We start from the raw sequence: 15,059 nt of genomic DNA, 5'->3' as shown, positions 1-15,059 counted from the left end.
CGGTTCCTCGCTTCGTGCCCGTCGCGGGAACCGAGCCGCTGTCGCCGGACCGCCCGCGTCCGGCGTCCCCGGTGCCGAGCGGTCCTGAGCGGTGCACCGATGTCGAGCGGTGCCGAGCCGGCGCTGAGCAGTGCGATCAAAGCTCGGCGAGGAATCTCTCGGCGCGGCGGGCGAAGAGGTGGGACTCGCGTTCGCCGGACCGGTCGCGGGCTTCCCCGGCGGCGGCCCGCACGACCTCGACGGGTTCGCCGAGGGCGTGAAGCAGGCGCGCCCGCAGCAGCAGGACGAGTCCTTCGGCGTAGCGCTGGCCGTAGGCCTCAAGGGCCTGGCCCGCCCGGTCGAGGGAGACGCCCGCCTCCTCCGGCATCCCGGCGGCCAGCCACATCTCGGCGATCAGCGCGTGGTGGTACGCGACGCCCCACCGCGGCGGGTCGACCAGCGTCGAGGCCAGGAGCTGTTCGGCCTCCGCCGCGACACCGGCCGGGTCGTCGCCGGTGAGGGCACGGGCCCAGTACCAGTTCAGCCGTACGTAGTGCTCCTGCTGGACGGCGGCCCGGCCGGTGCCCACGGTCATCCACCGCTCGATCGTGCGCATCACCCAGCCCGCGTCACCGGCCATCGAAGCGATGATGGTGGTGTAGTAGGCCCAGGTCGCGACCCCGTACGGGTCCTCGGGGCCGTTCCACTTCTCGATCATGGTCCCCGCCGTCGCGGCGTCACCGTGCAGGGCCGTCACGACGGCCTGCCAGCCGGGCCACTCGCCCGAGACGTCGCGCCGGATCGGGGTCTCGCTGTGCGAGGAGACGACCCCGTCGAGAAGGGCGGGGTCGTTCCCCATGAGGCATCGGTACGCCTCGCCGATGTTGCCGATGTCCCACTGGTGCAGCCCCCAGGCCTGCCTGCCGTACGCCCGGACGACCGGATCGGAGGACGCCTCCCCCTGCTCGTGCAGCCGGCGGACCAGGCGCAGGCGGTCCCACTCCAGGAAGGTGTAGGCCCCGAACAGGCGGGCGAAGAGGAGTCCTGCGGCGTCGACCTCCCGGCCGAGCTGACGGGCCAGGTGTTCCGCGCGCTCCAGCAGATCGAACGTCGTGCCGCCGAACCCGGCCTGTCGGCGCGGGGCGATGGCGAGGAGCGAGAGGGAGGAGAGTTCGAGCTCCGGGAGCCCTGCGGTCCGCGCGATCTGGGCGGCCGTTTCGAGGTGCCGGTCGGCGGCGGCGAACGCGAGCTTGGCCGTCGCGCGACGACCGGCGCGCTTCAGCGCCTCCACGGTGCGAACCGGGTCGGCGAGGGGGCCCGCGGCACACAGGTGGAAGGCGAGGCGTTCGGTGACGGACTCGTCGTCCGCCCGGCTCTCTTCGAGCGCGTCCGCGACACGCAGGTGCAGCCGGACGGCCCGCAGCTGCTCCGTCGTCTCCATGACCGACTCGCGAACCAGGTCGTGCGCGAAGCGCCACGAGAACGGGTCCCCCGGCCCCGTTTCGAGCAGGCCGAGCGCGCGCAGCGGTTCGAGGCGTTCGAGGCAGTCCGCGACGTCGGCACCGGCGGCGCGGGCGAGCAGGCCGAGGTCGACGTCGCGGCCGATCAGCGCGGCGACCCGCAGCAGGTCACGAGTGCCGTCGTCGAGGCCCGCCATCCGGTCGCGGACGACGTCCCGCACGGTGGAGGGCACCCCGGTCCGGGCCGACGCGTCACCGTCGCCGAGCGCGCCGCGGTCGCTGAGGAGCCGCGACAGCTCGCGGACGAAGAAGGGGTTGCCGGCGGTGCGATCGTGGATGTTGCGGGTGATGTCCGCGCCGGGTTCGCGGCCGGTCTCGCGCCGGATGAGTTCGGCCACGTCGGCCAGGCTAAGCGGGCCAAGCCGGATCCTGCGGTGGCTGGGCAGCCGGCTGGCGGCGGCCAGCACCCGAGAAAGGTCGGGGCCGGGTGTGGGCGCGCGGTCGCGAAGGGCGCCGATGATCGCGGTGCCGGCGGGGAGCCGGCCCGCCAGGTGGCCGAACAGCTGGAGCGAGGTGGCATCGATCCATTGGAGGTCGTCCATGACGAGCAGCGTCGGCCGTTCCGCCGAAGCCCGGCCGATGAGGGCGACGACCTGCTCGAACAGGCGGAACTGGGCGCGTCCGCCGGAAAGCGGCGGCGCGGCGTCGTCGTCCCGGGCTTCGAGGAGGCGGCCGAGCTCGCCGGCCAGCCACTTCTCGCGCGCCGGCGCGGGCAGGCCGCCGAGGACGACGGCGAGCGCCTGCTCCCACGGCCACATCGACGGCGTTCCGTCGCCTTCCAGGCAGGAGGCCCAGACGACCAGCGCGCCACGCCGCTCCGCGACGGCGGCGACCTCTTCCAGCAGGCGCGTCTTGCCCGCGCCCGGCTCGCCCTCGACGATACCGAGCCCGGACCGCCCGGTGAGCGCCGCCTCGACGGCGTGCCGCAGCACGCCGAGTTCCTCGTCCCGGCCGACCAGACCGGCCGCCCGCCTCGCCGGCGCACGGTCACTCCTCGCGCTCGTCGCCACCGGCGACATCGGGCTCTGCGTCAGCACTCGCAGGTGCGCGGCCTGCAACACCGTACCGGGGTCGATGCCGAGTTCCTCGGCGAGGCGGTCACGGACCGTGTGGAACGCCGACAGCGCCTCCGCCTGCCGTCCGGCGGCGCCGAGGGTGGTGACGAGAGCGGCGTGCACGGGTTCGTGGAACGGCGCCATCGACGCGGCCAGCTGCAACGACGGGATCACCCGCTCCGGCCGGCGTAACGACACGGCCAGTTCGGCCGCCGCCACGCAGGCGGCGTAGAACTCGTCGTCGAGGGCGGCCAGGATCGCCGTCGCGGCCGCCCCGTGGGAGAACCCGTCCCCCGCCGGGCCCTGCCACAGGCGAAGCGCCTCGACGTGGTGGTCGAGCGCCACCTCGCGATCCTGGCGGGCGAGGGCGACCCGGGCGGCTTCGAGGCGTTCCCGGAACATGACGAGGTCCAGCGTGCCGGGTCCGGCGCTGAACACGTACGCGTTGCCGCGGAGGTGCAGGTACGTGCCGGCCGCCCGGGCGGGGATCGCGGGTTCGAGCACCCGCCGCAACGCTCCGACGTACTTCTGGATGACGTTGAGCGCGCTGGCGGGGGCGTCGTCGGCCCAGATCAGGTCGATCAGTTCTCTCGTGCTGACCGGACGGCCCGCGCGCGCCAGGAGCAGGACCAGCAGCTGCGCCTGCTGCCGGGGGCCGGCGTCCAGTTCGACGCCGTCGCGCCACAGCCGCAACGGGCCGAGGATCTGCAGGCGCGGCGAACCGGCGGCGACCGGCGGGCCTTCGCCGTCGAGCCGAGCGGGAAGGGCGGGCCCAGTCACGTCTGTCGGCTCCCGGCTTAACATCGCAGATTTGTCCGCGTACGACCCATGTCGGACCGCAGGGTGCGCCAATTCTACCGATCCGGGATTGATGACAAAAGGGTCAGCCGGTCAAGGCCGATTCCATGGGTGCGCACGACGTCACTTACGCGTGCCACGGCGCGTGCAGGGTGGCGGACCGGTGCCGCCTGTCCGATCCGAGCCCGGCCGGGGTGGCGGACCGGTGCCCCGTCATGCCCGTCCGAGTCCGAGCGCGCACGCACCGAGGAGGAACGACACGGCTCAGTGCCCGGTGTTCGACCTGGGCGGCGAGTAGACGCTCCAGGCATGGAAGGCCAGTCCGAGGCCCCAGAAGACGATCGACCACATGGGCCAGAAGAAGTGTTCCGAGTCGTAGAGCATCCACACCACGACCTGAGCCAGATTGGCCAGGACATAAAAGAACAGGTGAATTCGCAGGCCCCATTTTTGGCCGCTTTCGCTTTTTGTCGATCTCATGCCCGGGAAACTACGCCGGCGCACTTGACGAAGACTGAGTCACTCGTTCAGTGTTCGTCAACTGCCGGAGTCCTACATTTATCCGCATTCGAGGTGCGAACACCAAATGGTGAAAGGTTCACATTATGACGACAACTCGTAGAGTGGTGCTGGCCGGATCCGCGGCGGTCGCGACCGGTGCCCTGCTGGGGACGTCCGAGGCGCAGGCGCGTCCCCGGCCAGAAGCCAAACCCAGGCCCACGGTGGTTCTCGTGCACGGAGCGTTCGCCGACGCCTCCGGCTGGAACGACGTCGCCGCCCGGCTCGTCCGCGACGACTATCCGGTCATCGCCCCGGCGAACCCGCTGCGCGGCGTGGCCTCCGACTCCGCCTACCTGGCGAGCGTCCTCGCCACGCTCGACGGCCCGATCGTCCTTGCCGCGCATTCCTACGGCGGAATCGTCATCACGAACGCCGCGGCCGGCAACCCGAACGTGAAGGCGCTCGTCTACGTGGCCGCGTTCGCCCCTGACAAGGGTGAGTCGCTGCTGGAACTGCAGACCAGATTTCCGGGAAGCAGGCTCAACGAGACCGCGCTGGAATTTCGCCCCTACGGCGGGGGCCTCGTCGACGGGTACATCAGGAAGGAATTCTTCCACGACGTTTTCGCCGGCGACGTGCCCGAGCCGGTCACCGACCTGATGCAGGCGGGTCAGCGGCCCGCCGACTCGCGCACACTGGGGGAGCCGTCCGGCGCCCCGGCCTGGAAGACCATTCCCTCCCACTACCTCGTGGCCAAAAACGACAGGGTGCTTCCGGCCGAGGCGCAGCGCTTCATGGCGCGGCGCGCCGGGTCACAGGTCCGCGAGGTCGGCGCCTCCCACGTCGCGATGATCTCGCAACCCACCGTGACGGCCGACCTCATCAAACGCGCCGCGCGCTGACGCCCCGGAGAGGACGTCGATGCATACTCGCGCGTACGAAAGCCAGTGCGCCGCCGAGGAGAGGCGGCACACCTCCGCCAGGTCGCCCATCGGGAATCCCAAGCCGATCCTGTTCGCGCTGGCGCTGGGCACCTTCGCGATCGGCACCGGTGAGTTCGGCAGCAACGGCATCATCCAGCTTTTCGCCTCCGACCTGGGCGTGTCGATCCCGGTCGCCACGTACGCGATCACCGCCTACGCCTTCGGGGTGGTGATCGGCTCTCCGGCGATCACTCTGCTCGCCGCCCGGGTCAACCGGCGCACGCTGCTGCTCGGCCTGGTCGTGCTCTTCCTCGTCGGCAACGGGCTTTCCGCGCTGGCACCGAACATCGCGCTGCTCGTCGTCTTCCGGTTCGTCGCCGGCAGCGTGCAGGGGGCGTTCTTCGGCGCCGGGGCCGTCGTCGCCGCCTACGTGTACGGCCCGGACAGGGGCGGCAAGGCGTTCGCCACGGTCATGGGAGGGCTCACCGTCGCCACCGTCGCCGGAGCGCCGCTCGGCACCTTCGTCGGCCAGCACGCCGGCTGGCGCTTCATGTACTGGACCGTGGTCGCCGTCGGCCTGCTCGCCGGTGCCGCCCTGGTGACGTGGTTGCCCCGCACCGACGATCTACGCGGCGGTTCCGTCGGGAACGAGCTGAACGGCCTCCGCCGGCTCAACGTCTGGCTGATGGTCGCCGTCGCGGCGCTCGGCATCTCCAGCATCTTCGCCGTCTACACGTTCATCGGCCCCTTCGTCACCGACGCGGCGCTGCGGGACGCGGCGCTCGTCCCGATCGCCCTCGCCGTCTTCGGCCTCGGCATGGCGGCCGGCAACCTTCTCGGGGGACGCGTGGCCGACCGGTACGAGCACCGCGGCCTGACCTGGGGGTACGGCGGCACCCTGGCGCTCCTGGCGTTGATCGGCGTGGCCGGCGGCGATCTGCCGATCCTGCTGCCCTGCCTGTTCGGCGTCGGGGCGGCCATGATGCTCGCGATCCCCACCATCCAGGTCCGGCTGACCGGCTTCGCGCCGGACGCCCCGGCCCTGATGGGCGCCCTCAACCTGGCCGCCCTCAACCTGGCCAACTCGCTCGGCGCGATCGGCGGCGCCGTCACCCTCGAAGCCGGCTGGGGGACCCTGTCCACCGTCTGGGCCGGCTTCGTCCTCACCTCCGCCGGCCTGCTCCTGTACCTCGTGACCGTCGCCCGGGCACGGCCGGCACCCGGCCCCGGGTCCCGTCCGGGCTCCGCCCGACCGGCCGTCCCGGCCCGGCCCGGCGGAGGAAGCACGTGAACGGCGGTACGGCGCGGGACAGACCGGTCCCGCACGGCGCGCGGTTCCACCGGCCCGCCGGGTACGGCGAGGTGGAGCACACCTCGACCCGGCCGGGCCGTCACCCGGCCTTCCCCCTCATCGACCAACGCGTGACCCGAGCCCGAAGGAGCCCCAGATGCCGACCCGAGTCAACCGGCAGACCGTCGACCTCTCCGCCTACCCGGACCTTCTGGTCCTGTACCTCGGCATGCGGGTGAACCGGCTGTACGGTGTCCGGACCTTCTTCGGCTTCGGACGGAAGATCAGCGAGTCGGTCGCCGGCGAGCCGGACGGGCTGCTGCTGCACGAGCCCGTCTACTACTCGCTCTTCCCGATGAACATGGGCATGCGCCAGTACTGGCGCGACCTGCCCTCGCTGCTCGCGTTCGCCCGGTCGGAGCCGCACCGGCAGTGGTGGCTCGACTTCCTGCGGGACTCCGGCGGCACCGGTTTCTGGCACGAGACGTACTCGATCAAGGGGGGCATGGAGGCGGTCTACGACGACGTGCCCAAGGCGCTCGGCTTCGGACGGTTCGCCGGGATCCGGCGCGCCCGCGGGCCCATGTTCGGCTCCGCGGCCCGGCTGGGACGTTCCGAGGACGGCAGCCCGGTCCTCGACGAGAGGGACCTCTACGAGTCCTAGTCATGCGGCAGCCGGGCCGGGGATCTCCTGACGGCGGTCATTCGAAGGCCCGAAACACCTCTGGGCACCCTCCATGTGATGGAGGGTGCCCAGAGGTGTCTCACTCGGTGCGCCGCCAGGGACTCGAACCCCGGACCCGCTGATTAAGAGTCAGCTGCTCTAACCAACTGAGCTAGCGGCGCTTGAAGCCCTTGAAGAATAGCGCACATCGGGCGGCGCCCCGAAATCGGCGACGGCAGGCGACGACCGCCGGCCGACGGTGGCCGCGAGGCGGAGACGATCACCGGCTAAGCTAGAACAACATTCGGTCCTGTACTGGGAGCACGCATATGTGGTTCGCCTCACCGAGCGACGCCGGCGAGCGGCTCGACGCCGCCGACTACCTCCCCGACGACTCCATCTCGACCTCGGTCTTCCTGGCCGGAGCGCTCGGCAAACCACTCCTCGCCGAGGGCCCCGCGGGGGTGGGCAAGACCCAGCTCGCCAAGGCCGTGGCGGCGACGACCGGGGCCCGGCTGGTCAGGTTGCAGTGCTACGAGGGGCTGGACGAGGCCAGGGCGCTGTACGAGTGGAACTACAAGAAGCAGCTGCTGCGCATCCAGGCGGGACAGGGCGAGGGCTGGGACACCACGCACGACGACATCTTCACCGAGGAGTTCCTGCTGGAGCGGCCGCTGCTCGCGGCGATCCGGTCCGAGACGCCGGTGGTCCTGCTGATCGACGAGATCGACAAGGCCGACGTCGAGGTGGAGGGGCTGCTGCTGGAGATCCTGTCCGACTACCAGGTCACGATCCCCGAGCTCGGCACGATCGCCGCCGTACGGAAGCCGTACGTGGTGCTGACCTCCAACGCGACCCGCGAGCTCTCCGAGGCGTTGAAGCGGCGCTGCCTCTACCTGCACCTGGAGTACCCGACGCCGGAGCGCGAGCGCGACATCGTGCTGGCGCAGGTGCCCGCGATCGAGGCGAGCCTGGCCGAGCAGCTCGCCCGCACGGTCGCCACCCTGCGCTCCCTGGAGCTGAAGAAGTCGCCCTCGATCGCCGAGACGATCGACTGGGCCAACACCCTGCTGGCCCTGGGCAGGACCGAGCTCGACGAGGCGGCGATCGGGGCCACCCTCGGCGTCGTCCTCAAGCACGCCTCCGACCAGACCCGGGCCCGCAAGGAACTGGCCCTGTGACCGGCCCCACCGAAGGCACCGCTCGCACGGCCCCGGGAACCGGGAGCGCCGCGACCGGCGTTCCGGGCGGCCCGGCCCGGGGGACGGGAGGCCGGAGGTGAGCCTGCTCGACCGGCACGTGGGGTTCGTGCACGCGCTGCGCGAGGCCGGGCTGCCCGTGTCGCCGGCCGAGGGTCTGGACGCGGCCAGGGCGCTGGCGGTGATCGACCTGGCCGAGCGGGAGTCGCTGCGGGCCGCGTACGCCGCGACGCTGGTCAAGCGGCCCTCGCACCGGCCGGGCTTCGACATACTGTTCGACCTGTGGTTCCCCGCCTCGACGACCGGCCTGCGGGCGTCGGACGCGGCCGATCCGGACCTGCCCGGCCCGCCGGACCTGGAGACCGCCGAGGTCTCCGAGCTGCGCGACCGGCTGGCCGAGCTGCTGCTGGGCGCCGAGGGGATGAACGAGTTCGCGCGGGCGATGGTGGAGCGCTTCGGCCGCCAGCCCGCGGGCCCCGGCAGGCAGAACTGGTTCTCCTACCCGGTGATGCGGGCGCTCTCCCCCGAGACGCTCATGGCGCGGCTGCTCGCCGAGGTCCTCGCGGGCCGGGAGCGCGGCGGGCTGGCGGAGAAGGTCGCCCGGCAGCGGATCAACGAGAACACCAGGCGCTTCGAGGACGCCGTGTCCGGCGACGTGCGCCGCCGGATCGCCGAGGACTCCGGGATCGAGCGGATCGCCCGCTCCGCCGTACGCCCGCCGCTCGAACAGCTCGACTTCCTGCGGATCACCAAGGCCGACCTGGCCAGGCTCCGCAGGGAGGTCCACCCGCTCGCCCGCCGTCTCGCCGCCCGGCTGACGGTCAAGCACCGGCTCGGCCACCGTGGCCGCCTCGACTTCCGCAGGACCGTACGGGCCTCGCTGTCCAGCGGCGGGGTGCCGCTCACCACCTTCAACAGGCCGCGCCGCCCGCACAAGCCCGAGCTGGTCATCCTCTGCGACACCAGCGACTCGGTCGCCTCCTTCGCGCACTTCACCCTGCTGCTGACGTACGCGCTGCGCGAGCAGTTCACCAAGGTCCGCGCGTTCGGGTTCGTGGACACCGTGGACGAGATCACCAGGTTCTTCGTACCGGGTGCGGACGTGGTGGAGGCGATGACCCGGCTGACGAAGGAGGCCGACATGGTGCGGTTCGGCCGGACCAACTACGGCCACGCGCTGGAGAGGTTCGTCGAGCGCTACGGCGACGCCATCGGGCCGAAGACGTCCCTGCTGATCCTGGGCGACGCCCGGTCCAACTACCAGCCGCCGGCGCTGGAGACGCTGAGGCGGCTGGCCGGGGGCGCCCGGCACGCCTACTGGCTCAACCCGGAACCGACCGCCCAGTGGGACAGCGGCGACTCGCTGGCGACGGCGTACGGCGGGATCGTGCCGATGTACGAGTGCCGGAACGCCGCGCAGCTGGCGGCCTTCATCGAGGAACTCGTGTAGGGGACGGGCTCAGCTCATGCGGCGCAGCACCCGGGCGGCGGTCCTGACCAGGATCTCCACCTGGGCGTCGTCGAAGTCGGCCCGCGGCCCCTTCTTGATCCAGCGCGCGACCAGGCGGGGCTTGAGGAGGGTGAGCCCCTCCGCGGTGACCGACCGCCTGATCTCGCCGCCGTGCACGGCGATCAGCGGCTCGATGGTGACGGGGATGCCCGACTCGCGGGAGAGGACCTCGGCCAGCGACTCGGAGACCTCGACGAGCGCCTTGGCCACCTTGGTGCCGTACTTCTCGCCCAGGAACAACCGGTCCCCGTACCGGGCGATCTCGGTGTCGGGGTCCCACGCCTCGTTGTCGACCACCCAGACGCCGCCGGGGCCGATGACGAGGTGGTCGACCGACGCCTTGCCCGGCATGGCCCGGCCTTCGAGGATGTGGTAGCCGTCCCTGCGGAGCTTGCGGCGGAGCAGCTTGCCGGTGATGGTCTCGCCCCGGCGCCTGCCGCGCCAGACGGCGGTGGCGTCGTACTCCCGCCAGGTCAGGAACGCGTCCCCGGCGGCGACGAGCAGGGCGCCCAGCAGTCCGAGGATCGGCGGCGACAGGTTGAACCGGTAGGCGAGCGCGACTCCCACGGCCAGGCCGACCACCGCCTTGACCGCGCGCATCTTCCTGCGCTGGGCGGCTTCCTTGATCCAGAACTGCTCGTACATGACCTGCGGCGACAGGCCGTGGACCTGGTCGACTGGCGTCACGTAGATAGATCCGCCCGGCATAGCGAACCCCCATGGCTAGAACGGTCGGCAAGGATCGGGAGGGGGGACCTGCCACGCTGAAGATCCTCTGACTATGAAATACCCAATTGGGGGCTCCAGCTATCCCTGGATCGCGAAGGTGACGCAAGTAACACGCATTCGCCAGCCGCCAGCGAAACAACCGACCAGTCGGTATGCTTTCCCTCACCACACCATGGGGGACGCATGACTCACGACCAGGAGCCGGTGAGACAACGCCTGCTCAGCGAGGCCACACGCCTGTTCGCCGAGCAGGGCTTCGAGAGTACGTCAGTGCAGGAGGTCGTCTCGGCGGCCGGCGTCACCAAGGGCGCCATGTACCACTACTTCGACTCCAAGGACGACCTGCTCCACGAGATCTACGGGCGGGTGCTGCGCCTGCAGATGGAGCGGCTGGCCCACTTCGCCGACGGCCCGGGGCCGGTGGCCACGCGCCTGCACTCCGCCGCTGCGGACGTCGTGACGACCACGGTGGACAACCTGGACGACTCCAAGATCTTCTTCCGCTCGATGCACCTGCTCGCGCCCGACACCCGCAAGGTCGTCCGCGCCGAGCGGCGCAACTATCACGAGCGCTTCCGCGACCTGGTCACCGAGGGGCAGCGCGAGGGCACCTTCAGGAGCGACGTCCCCGCGGACATCGTCGTCGACTTCTTCTTCGGCTCCGTCCACCACCTGGGCACCTGGTACAGCGCGGAGGGCGCGCTCTCCGGCCCCGAGCTGGGGGCGCACTTCGCCGACCTGCTCCTCACCTCGCTGCGACCGGATCACCCCGCCACCTGATGTGCCGACGCGATGCCCCCCGGCACGGAGCCGGGGGGCATCGCGTCGGCGTGCGGTCAGGCGGGAGCGGGCAGGTCCGCGAGGGCAGCCACGGCCTCCCGGTGGGCGCCGGGGGTGCCGAGCGCGATCTCGGTGGACTTGGCGCGCTTGAGATAGAGGTGCACCGGGTGTTCCCAGGTCATCCCGATCCCTCCGTGGAGCTGGACGCTCTCCTCGGCGACGCGCACCGCAACCTCCGAGCACCAGGACGCGGCCACCGCCGCCGCCAGCTCGCGGTCCCGGACCGCCTCCTCGGAGGACACGCCCGAGTCCGCGGCCAGCAGGTCGGCCGCGTTCCTCGCGGCGGCACGGGCCCGCACCACGTCCAGCCAGAGGTCGGCCATCCGGTGCTTGATCGCCTGGAAGGACCCGACCGGCCGGGCGAACTGGTGGCGCTCCTTGATGTAGGAGAGCGTCGTGGTCAGGCACCACTCGGCGACCCCGAGCTGCTCGGAGGCGAGCAGGCCGGCGCCGAAGTTCAGCACCTCCCGCACGTCGAGCCTGCCGATCGCCTCACCGGCGGGGGTGTCGGAGAACGTGACGGTGGCGACCGGCCGCGTCAGGTCGAGCGACGGCACCACGTCGATCCGGACGTTCGCCGCCTCCACCTGGAAGAGCGCCGTCCCGACGGGCACCAGCAGCACGTCCGCCACGTCCGCGCCCGCCACCGCCCTGATCTCCCCGTTCAGGACCCCGTCCGTGACGGTGACGGTCTCCGGCAGCGGCCGGTACGGCGAGGCCGACAGCGGCACCGCGAGCGCCGCCGTCGTCTCCCCCGAGGCGAGCTCCTGGATCAGGTCCTCCTCGCCGACTCCCAGCAGGGCCTTGGTGGCGAGCACCGAGCTGGTGAGGAACGGCACCGGCGCCACCGCCCGCCCCAGCTCCTCCAGCACCACCGCGACCTCCCGCGCCGACGCCCCCGCCCCGCCGTACTCCTCCGGCACCAGCAGGCCCGCCACCCCGATGTCCCGGGACAACGTCTTCCACAGGTCCATGTCGTACGGCGCGTCGGACTCGGCGCGCTTCAAAACGGCGTCGGCCCCGCAGCGGTCCGCGAGAAGGTCCCGCACGGAGGCGCGCAGTTCCTCTTCTACCTCGGTGTACAGCAGTGTCATCAGTCGCTCACCACTCCTCATTCGCTACGCGGCCCGCTCGTCCCTCGCCACCCACTCCGCTCACTGCGTCGGGTTCGCACTCCGCCATCAGTCGCTCACCACTCCTCATTCGCTACGCGGCCCGCTCGTCCCTCGCGACCCACTCCTCATTCGCTACGCGGCCCGCTCGTCCCTCGCGACCCACTCCGCTCACTGCGTCGGGTTCGCTCCGTGTCATCGCGGAAGGTCCTTCCAGGGCACGTCCTTGTCGACGCGGGGTTCCGAGGGGAGGCCGAGCACGCGCTCGGCGATGATGTTGCGCAGGATCTCCGAGGTGCCGCCCTCGATGGAGTTGCCCTTGGCGCGGAGGTAGCGGTATCCGGGGCCCCGGCCGAAGAAGTCGACACCGTCGGAGCGGCGGAAGGTCCAGTCGTCGTAGACCAGGCCCTCCTCCCCGCGCAGTTCCACGTCCAGCCCCGACAGGGCCTGGTTGAGGTCGGCGAAGGCGAGCTTCATGCCGGAGCCCTCGGGCCCGGGCTGCCCGGCGGACAACTGCTCGCGCAGGCGCGTACCGGCCAGGCGGGTCACCTCCGCCTCCACCCACAGGCGCAGCAGGCGCTGGTGCAGGTCGTGGGTGCGGAGCTCGGGCCGGGAGCGCCAGGTGTCGGCGACCAGGCCGACCACGCCGCCGCCCCGCCGGACCGGCGCGCCGCCGATGGCGACCCGCTCGTTCATGAGCGTGGTCTGCGCGACCCGCCAGCCGTCGCCCACCTCTCCCAGCCGCAGGTCGTCGCCGAGCCGTACGCCGGTGAGGAAGACCTCGTTGAACTCGGCCTCGCCGGTGATCTGCCGCAGCGGCCTGACCTCGACCCCGGGGGCGTGCATGTCGCACACGAAGTAGGTGAGCCCCCGGTGCTTGGGCACGTCCACGTCGGTCCTGGCGACCAGGATCGCCCACCGGGAGTGGTGGGCGCCGGAGGTCCACACCTTCTGCCCGTCCACCACCCACTCGTCGCCGTCCCTGACCGCGCGGGTGCCGAGCGTGGCCAGGTCGGAACCGGCACCGGGCTCGCTGAAGAGCTGGCACCAGATCTCCTCGCCCGTCCACAGCGGGCGCAGGAACCGCTTGCGCTGCTCGTCGGTGCCGAACGTCAGGATCGTGGGCGCCGCCATCCCCAGGCCGATCGTCTGCACCCCGATGTTGAGCTGCGGCGTCCCCTCCAGCTCGCGCTCCACGACGTTCTGCAGCTCGCGCGCCGCTCCGAGCCCGCCCAGCCCCTCGGGGAAGTGCACCCAGGCCAGCCCGGCGTCGAACCTGGCCCGCAGGAACTCCAGCCGGTCCCCGGCGGGGTCGTGCCCGGCCAGGAACGCGGCAGCGCGCTCCCTGACCGCCTTCTCGTCCAGCGCCACGAACGCTCCCTTCGTCGATCTCCATCGACCTGTGTCGGCCTTCGCCGACTTCCGTCAACTCTCGTCGGTTCTCGTCGGCCGTCGTCGGCCGTCGTCGGTTCGCGCGCCCTGCTCGCCGTCCCGGGTGTACGGGACGACGGAAGCGACGCCGGGTCACATATGCTTCTTGAGCTCCCGGTAGGCCAGGGAGCGCTTGTGGACCTCGTCGGGACCGTCGGCGAGCCGCAGCGAGCGCGCTCCCGCCCAGAGGCCGGCCAGCGGGAAGTCCTGGCTGACGCCTCCGGCGCCGTGGGACTGGATCGCCTTGTCCAGGATCCACTCCACGTCGCGCGGTGTGGCGATCTTGATGGCCTGGATCTCGGCGTGGGCGCCCCGGTTGCCCACGGTGTCCATCAACCAGGCGGTCTTCAGCACGAGCAGGCGGAGTTGCTCGATCCTCACCCGCGACTCGGCGATCCAGTCCTGGACGACGCCCTGCTGGGCGATCGGCTTGCCGAAGGCGTTCCGCGACAGGGTCCGGACGCACATCATCTCGACGGCCCGCTCGGCCATCCCGATCAGCCGCATGCAGTGGTGGATGCGGCCGGGCCCGAGGCGGGCCTGGGCGATCGCGAAGCCGCCGCCCTCCTCGCCGATCAGGTTGTCGACCGGCACCCTGACGTCCTCGAACACGATCTCGGCGTGCCCGCCGTGGTCGGAGTCGGAGTAGCCGAAGACGTGCATGCCCCGCTTGACGTGCATGCCGGGCGTGTCGCGCGGTATCAGGATCATCGACTGCTGACGGTGCGAGGACGCCTCGGGGTCGGTCTTGCCCATCACGATGAAGATCCTGCAGTTGGGGTTCATCGCGCCGGAGGCGAACCACTTGCGGCCGTTGACGACGTACTCGGAGCCGTCCCTGACGATCGACAGCGCGATGTTCGTGGCGTCGGAGGACGCGGTGTCGGGCTCGGTCATCGCGAAGGCGGACCGGATCTCGCCGCGCAGCAGCGGCTCCAGCCACTCCTTGCGCTGCCACTCGCTGCCGAACATGGAGAGGACCTCCATGTTGCCGGTGTCGGGGGCCGCGCAGTTGGTCGCGGTCGGGGCGATCCTGGGCGAGCGGCCCATGATCTCGGCCAGCGGCGCGTACCGCAGGTTGGTCAGGCCCGCGCCGTGCTCGCCCGGCAGGAACAGGTTCCACAGGCCTCGCCTGCGCGCCTCCTCCTTGAGGTCCTCCATCAGCGGCGGGACGGCCCACCCGCTCTCGGCGGCCTGGGCCTCGAAGGCCTCCTCCGCCGGATACACACACTCGTCCATGAAGCCGAGCAGCCGTCCCCGCAGTTCCTCGGTCTCGGCGTCGAACGCGAAATCCATGGACCCTCCTCACGGTCTCCCGTGAGGGTACCGACCGGCCGGTATGCCTGTCGACACGCCCCCTATGCTCAACCTCGTGACTCCTCCGCTCCCTGAAAGGAGCGGCTTCTCGCTAAGCCGCTTTCGCAGCCTGACGAAGGGCAAGCCCTGCCCGCAGGATGTTGGTCGCCGCGTTCACGTCGGCGTGCGCGACGTGTGCGCACCGCTGACA

12 protein-coding genes and 1 tRNA gene are annotated in these 15,059 nt (G+C 71.4%); 6 read left to right on the top strand and 7 right to left on the bottom strand.

Annotated features, from left to right (window positions below; translation table 11 throughout):
- Positions 1–136: 136 nt before the first annotated feature.
- Both AC5L38_RS13595 and AC5L38_RS13590 read right to left on the bottom strand, forming a co-directional pair.
- The gene (locus AC5L38_RS13595; RefSeq protein WP_495243133.1) at positions 137–3,334 is read right to left on the bottom strand and encodes an ATP-binding protein; all 3,198 of its coding nucleotides are present in this window, start codon (positions 3,332–3,334) and stop codon (positions 137–139) included.
- Positions 3,335–3,616: 282 nt separating this feature from the next.
- Entirely contained in the window at positions 3,617–3,832 is a 216-nt protein-coding gene (locus AC5L38_RS13590; RefSeq protein WP_495243132.1) for a 2TM domain-containing protein, read from the bottom strand.
- Positions 3,833–3,957: 125 nt separating this feature from the next.
- Here AC5L38_RS13590 and AC5L38_RS13585 point away from each other — a divergent pair, with 125 nt between their 5' ends.
- The 3 genes from AC5L38_RS13585 to AC5L38_RS13575 all read left to right on the top strand — a co-directional run bounded on the left by AC5L38_RS13585 (position 3,958) and on the right by AC5L38_RS13575 (position 6,731).
- A complete protein-coding gene (locus AC5L38_RS13585; protein ID WP_495243131.1) occupies positions 3,958–4,755 on the top strand; it encodes an alpha/beta fold hydrolase in 798 nt (265 codons plus the stop codon).
- Between the two features lie 19 nt (positions 4,756–4,774).
- On the top strand, positions 4,775–6,067 hold the full coding sequence (locus tag AC5L38_RS13580) for an MFS transporter (protein ID WP_495243130.1): 1,293 nt from the start codon (positions 4,775–4,777) through the stop codon (positions 6,065–6,067).
- Positions 6,068–6,224: 157 nt separating this feature from the next.
- Entirely contained in the window at positions 6,225–6,731 is a 507-nt protein-coding gene (locus tag AC5L38_RS13575; RefSeq protein ID WP_495243129.1) for a monooxygenase family protein, read from the top strand.
- A gap of 108 nt (positions 6,732–6,839) precedes the next feature.
- On the opposite strand, the gene AC5L38_RS13570 is transcribed toward AC5L38_RS13575, so the two are convergent.
- Positions 6,840–6,913: transfer RNA gene (locus AC5L38_RS13570), tRNA-Lys, on the bottom strand.
- Positions 6,914–7,060: 147 nt separating this feature from the next.
- Here AC5L38_RS13570 and AC5L38_RS13565 point away from each other — a divergent pair.
- Positions 7,061–7,912 (top strand): AAA family ATPase, encoded by an 852-nt coding sequence (locus AC5L38_RS13565; RefSeq protein ID WP_495243128.1) that lies wholly within the window; start codon positions 7,061–7,063, stop codon positions 7,910–7,912.
- A gap of 97 nt (positions 7,913–8,009) precedes the next feature.
- The gene (locus tag AC5L38_RS13560; protein WP_495243127.1) at positions 8,010–9,380 is read left to right on the top strand and encodes a vWA domain-containing protein; all 1,371 of its coding nucleotides are present in this window, start codon (positions 8,010–8,012) and stop codon (positions 9,378–9,380) included.
- Positions 9,381–9,389: 9 nt separating this feature from the next.
- Here the strand turns inward: AC5L38_RS13560 and AC5L38_RS13555 are convergent, their stop codons facing one another.
- Positions 9,390–10,127: a nuclease-related domain-containing protein gene (locus tag AC5L38_RS13555; RefSeq protein ID WP_495243126.1), complete on the bottom strand. Its 738-nt coding sequence runs from the start codon at positions 10,125–10,127 to the stop codon at positions 9,390–9,392.
- 225 nt (positions 10,128–10,352) lie between these two features.
- Here AC5L38_RS13555 and AC5L38_RS13550 point away from each other — a divergent pair, with 225 nt between their 5' ends.
- Positions 10,353–10,949 carry a TetR/AcrR family transcriptional regulator gene (locus tag AC5L38_RS13550; protein ID WP_495243125.1) on the top strand — a complete coding sequence of 199 codons (597 nt, stop codon included), beginning with the start codon at positions 10,353–10,355 and terminating at the stop codon, positions 10,947–10,949.
- A gap of 56 nt (positions 10,950–11,005) precedes the next feature.
- Here AC5L38_RS13550 and AC5L38_RS13545 read toward each other — a convergent pair whose 3' ends face one another.
- The 3 genes from AC5L38_RS13545 to AC5L38_RS13535 form a co-directional block, all read right to left on the bottom strand.
- Positions 11,006–12,103 (bottom strand): acyl-CoA dehydrogenase family protein, encoded by a 1,098-nt coding sequence (locus AC5L38_RS13545; RefSeq protein ID WP_495243124.1) that lies wholly within the window; start codon positions 12,101–12,103, stop codon positions 11,006–11,008.
- A gap of 213 nt (positions 12,104–12,316) precedes the next feature.
- On the bottom strand, positions 12,317–13,492 hold the full coding sequence (locus tag AC5L38_RS13540) for an acyl-CoA dehydrogenase family protein (RefSeq protein WP_495243123.1): 1,176 nt from the start codon (positions 13,490–13,492) through the stop codon (positions 12,317–12,319).
- Positions 13,493–13,645: 153 nt separating this feature from the next.
- On the bottom strand, positions 13,646–14,848 hold the full coding sequence (locus AC5L38_RS13535) for an acyl-CoA dehydrogenase family protein (RefSeq protein WP_389915932.1): 1,203 nt from the start codon (positions 14,846–14,848) through the stop codon (positions 13,646–13,648).
- Positions 14,849–15,059 lie beyond the last annotated feature (211 nt).

The sequence above is a fragment of the Streptosporangium nanhuense genome (assembly GCF_059358815.1).
The sequence above is the reverse complement of the archived record's forward strand: the minus strand, read 5'-3'. Positions and strand labels throughout refer to the sequence as shown.

What these genes read in the sequence shown, in the direction of transcription:
- AC5L38_RS13545 (WP_495243124.1), bottom strand. Translation starts at nt 12,103, where the DNA reads ATGACACTGCTGTACACCGAGGTAGAAGAGGAACTGCGCGCCTCCGTG.
- AC5L38_RS13535 (WP_389915932.1), bottom strand. Translation starts at nt 14,848, where the DNA reads ATGGATTTCGCGTTCGACGCCGAGACCGAGGAACTGCGGGGACGGCTG.
- AC5L38_RS13565 (WP_495243128.1), top strand. Translation starts at nt 7,061, where the DNA reads ATGTGGTTCGCCTCACCGAGCGACGCCGGCGAGCGGCTCGACGCCGCC.
- AC5L38_RS13590 (WP_495243132.1), bottom strand. Translation starts at nt 3,832, where the DNA reads ATGAGATCGACAAAAAGCGAAAGCGGCCAAAAATGGGGCCTGCGAATT.
- AC5L38_RS13575 (WP_495243129.1), top strand. Translation starts at nt 6,225, where the DNA reads ATGCCGACCCGAGTCAACCGGCAGACCGTCGACCTCTCCGCCTACCCG.
- AC5L38_RS13580 (WP_495243130.1), top strand. Translation starts at nt 4,775, where the DNA reads ATGCATACTCGCGCGTACGAAAGCCAGTGCGCCGCCGAGGAGAGGCGG.
- AC5L38_RS13585 (WP_495243131.1), top strand. Translation starts at nt 3,958, where the DNA reads ATGACGACAACTCGTAGAGTGGTGCTGGCCGGATCCGCGGCGGTCGCG.
- AC5L38_RS13550 (WP_495243125.1), top strand. Translation starts at nt 10,353, where the DNA reads ATGACTCACGACCAGGAGCCGGTGAGACAACGCCTGCTCAGCGAGGCC.